This window comes from Elioraea sp. Yellowstone (assembly GCF_006704265.1).
Taxonomy (GTDB): Bacteria; Pseudomonadota; Alphaproteobacteria; order Acetobacterales; family Acetobacteraceae; genus Elioraea.
In genome coordinates, this window is the sequence record NZ_VIKA01000243.1 from 1 (window position 1) to 2,947 (window position 2,947).

3 protein-coding genes are annotated in these 2,947 nt (G+C 76.8%); 1 reads left to right on the plus strand and 2 read right to left on the minus strand.

The window, feature by feature from the left end:
- Positions 1–86: 86 nt before the first annotated feature.
- Together FK498_RS18245 and FK498_RS18250 are read right to left on the minus strand one after the other, a co-directional pair.
- Positions 87–1,406: an ATP-binding protein gene (locus tag FK498_RS18245; protein WP_141857073.1), complete on the minus strand. Its 1,320-nt coding sequence runs from the start codon at positions 1,404–1,406 to the stop codon at positions 87–89.
- Between the two features lie 9 nt (positions 1,407–1,415).
- Positions 1,416–2,138 (minus strand): response regulator, encoded by a 723-nt coding sequence (locus FK498_RS18250; RefSeq protein WP_141857075.1) that lies wholly within the window; start codon positions 2,136–2,138, stop codon positions 1,416–1,418.
- Between the two features lie 190 nt (positions 2,139–2,328).
- Here FK498_RS18250 and FK498_RS19810 point away from each other — a divergent pair, with 190 nt between their 5' ends.
- Positions 2,329–2,823 carry a hypothetical protein gene (locus FK498_RS19810; protein WP_141857077.1) on the plus strand — a complete coding sequence of 165 codons (495 nt, stop codon included), beginning with the start codon at positions 2,329–2,331 and terminating at the stop codon, positions 2,821–2,823.
- The last annotated feature ends 124 nt before the right edge of the window (positions 2,824–2,947 follow it).

The window sequence follows — 2,947 nt, forward strand, 5'->3', positions numbered from 1 at the left end:
GGCCAGGGCCACCGGCAAGCCGGTGCTGACCACGCCGGACAGCGCGGTCGCGCGCCTGAGGTCGCTGCTCGCCGCCTGAGCGGGGCCTATCCCGGCAGCGTCACGGTCGCGACCAGGCCGCCGCCGGGGCGGTTCGCGAGCGTGACGTCGCCGCCATGGCCGCGCAGGATCGTGCGCGCGATCGGCAGGCCGAGCCCCGCCCCGCCGGTCTCGCGCGACCGGCTGCGCTCGACGCGGTGGAAGGGCTGGAAGACGCGTTCGAGCTCGTCCTCGGGGATCCCGGGCCCGTCGTCCTCGATCGTGATGCGGACCGTTCCGTTCCCGCCCTCGGCGAGCCGCACGCGGCAGGACCCGGCATAGGCGACCGCGTTGCCGACCAGGTTGCCGAGCGCGCGCTTGAGCGCCACCGGTCGCGCCGTCACCGTGCGGTGCGCGGGCGCCTCCAGCGTCACCGCCTCGCGCCCGGCGACGTCGTTCGCCTCGTCGGCGACCGTGCGCAGGAGCGCCGCGAGGTCGAGCGGCACGGCCGTCTCGGCCGCCGCATCGTCGCGCGCGAAGGCCAGCGTCGCCGCCACCATCGCCTCCATCTCGGCGAGATCGGCCAGCATCCTCGCGCGCAGGCTCTCGTCCTCGATGAACTCCGCGCGCAGCCTGAGGCGCGTGATCGGGGTGCGCAGATCGTGTCCGATCGCCGCCAGCATCGCCGTGCGGTCCTCGACGAAGCGGCGGATGCGCGCCTGCATGGTGTTGAAGGCCGCGGCCGCCTGCGCGACCTCGCGCGGCCCGTGCTCGGGCAGGGGAGGGGACGAGACGTCGCGGCCGAGCCGTTCGGCGGCGGCGGCGAGATCGCGGATCGGCGCGGTCAGCCGCCGCACCGCCCAGAACGACAGCCCCGCCACCGCCGCCGTCATCACCGCGAGGGCCGCGAGGAAGGTCGGCGAGGACCAGGGCTGCGGCCGCGGCCAGCGGCCGGCGATGTTCAGCCACTCGCCCTCGGGCAGGCGCAGCGCCGCCGCCACCCCGCCCTCGGGGGCAGCGCCGATGCGCACCTCGCGCGGACGCAACCTGGGCGGGCCCATGTGTCCCAGGGCCTCGGCGAGCCGGCGCTCGCGCGGCCCGGGCGCGATCGCGCCCTCGCGCACCAGCGGCGCCGGGCCGAGCGTGGCCCGGAACCCCTCGGGCAGCTCGACCGACTCCACCACCTCGGGGCGCGCGCCGGGCGGCGCGGTGACCACGGCGCGCCAGAGCGCCCAGGTGCGCCCCATCGCCTCGCGCGCCTGTGCCGCGCGCTGCAGCGCCACGCGGTCGAAGGCATGGATCGTCAGCCCCACCACCTGTGCGGCGAACAGGCCGACCAGCAGCACCAGGAAGGTGCGCCCGGCGATCGAGGCGGGCCAGAGCCGCACGCGCCGGCCTCACGCGCGCTCGACCGGCGCGGCGAGCACGTAGCCGCCGCCGCGCACGGTCTTGATCAGGGCGGGCGACTTGCCGTCGTCGTCGAGCTTGCGCCGGAGCCGGCTCACCGCGACGTCGATCGCGCGGTCGAACGGGCCGGTCGAGCGGCCGTGCAGCAGGTCCATCAGCATCTCGCGCGTCAGCACCCGGCCGGCGCGCTCGGCGAGGATGCGCAGCAGCTCGAACTCGCCGCCCGTCAGCGCGACCTCCGTCCCCGACGGGTCCAGCAGGCGCCGCCGCGCCGTGTCCAGCGTCCAGCCGGCGAAGCGGAACGTGGCGCCGGGCGGGGCCGCCTCGGCGGCCTGGGCCTCGGCGCGGCGCAGCACGGCGCGGATGCGGGCGAGGAGCTCGCGCGGGTTGAACGGCTTCGGCACGTAGTCGTCGGCGCCGAGCTCGAGCCCGACGATCCGGTCGGTCTCCTCGCCCATGGCGGTGAGCATGACCACGGGCGTCCGCCCGCCCTCCGCGCGCAGCCAGCGCAGGAGCGACAGCCCGTCCTCGCCCGGCAGCATCAGGTCGAGCACGACGAGCGCGAAGGCGCCGTTCGGCAGCAGCCGGCGCAGCTCGCGCCCGTCGCGCGCGGCGGTGACGCGGAAGCCGTGCCGCTCGAGGAAGCGCGCGAGCAGGTCGCGGATCTCGCGGTCGTCGTCCACCACCAGGATGTGCGGCGCGGGCTCGGCCATGGCGGCGTTGTCGCGCGCGCGCCCGCCGGCGGCAACGTCCCGAGTGTTGCGCCGCGTTGCCGCCGCGCCACCCGTCACACTTCGTCACGCTTCGTCGCGCCGGAGCCGGCTCGGCGACACATGCGGGCAAGCCCGCGGGGCGATGCTGCGCGCGATCCCGCAGGACGGGACGCATGGATGGAGGAGAGCGATGAGTCGGATCCTGAAGGTGGTGCTGGTGGCGGGCGGGCTCGCCGCGGCGGGGCTGGTCGGCTACGGCGCCGGCACGATGGGCGCCTTCGCCCAGGGCGGCCCCGGCATGGGGCCGGGCGGTCCGGGGATGGGGCCCGGCGGCCCCGGCATGATGATGGAGCGCGGCGACGGCCCGATGGGCCCCGGCGCCTGGCGCGACGGGCCGCGGCGCGGGCAGTGGGGCGAGCGCGGCTGGCACCGCGGCGAGCATCGCCATGGCGGCCCGTTCGGCCGCTTCTTCATCAACCGCGACAACAAGAACCTGAGCAACGACGAGGTGCGCAAGATCGCCGAGGCCGGGCTGCTGTGGTTCGGCGAGCGCAACTGGCGGATCGGCGAGGTCACGGATGCGGGCAGCCGTACCGCGCGCTTCACGCTGACGACCGAGAACGGCGGCGTGATCGCGACCTTCGAGATGGACCGCGACACGGGCCGCGTCCGCCGGGTCGGCTGATCCCGCCCGGCCGCCCTTTACGCCCACGGCGCGCGGCGGCAGTCTCCGCCGCGTGCCCGAGGCCCCGCCCGTCCCGCCGGCCGAGCGCGCCGCCTCCCTGCGCTTCGCCCGCTTCCTCACCTCG

Bases quoted from the DNA above. Each gene is read 5' to 3' on its own strand.
- FK498_RS18250 (WP_141857075.1), bottom strand. From the start codon at position 2,138: ATGGCCGAGCCCGCGCCGCACATCCTGGTGGTGGACGACGACCGCGAG.
- FK498_RS19810 (WP_141857077.1), top strand. From the start codon at position 2,329: ATGAGTCGGATCCTGAAGGTGGTGCTGGTGGCGGGCGGGCTCGCCGCG.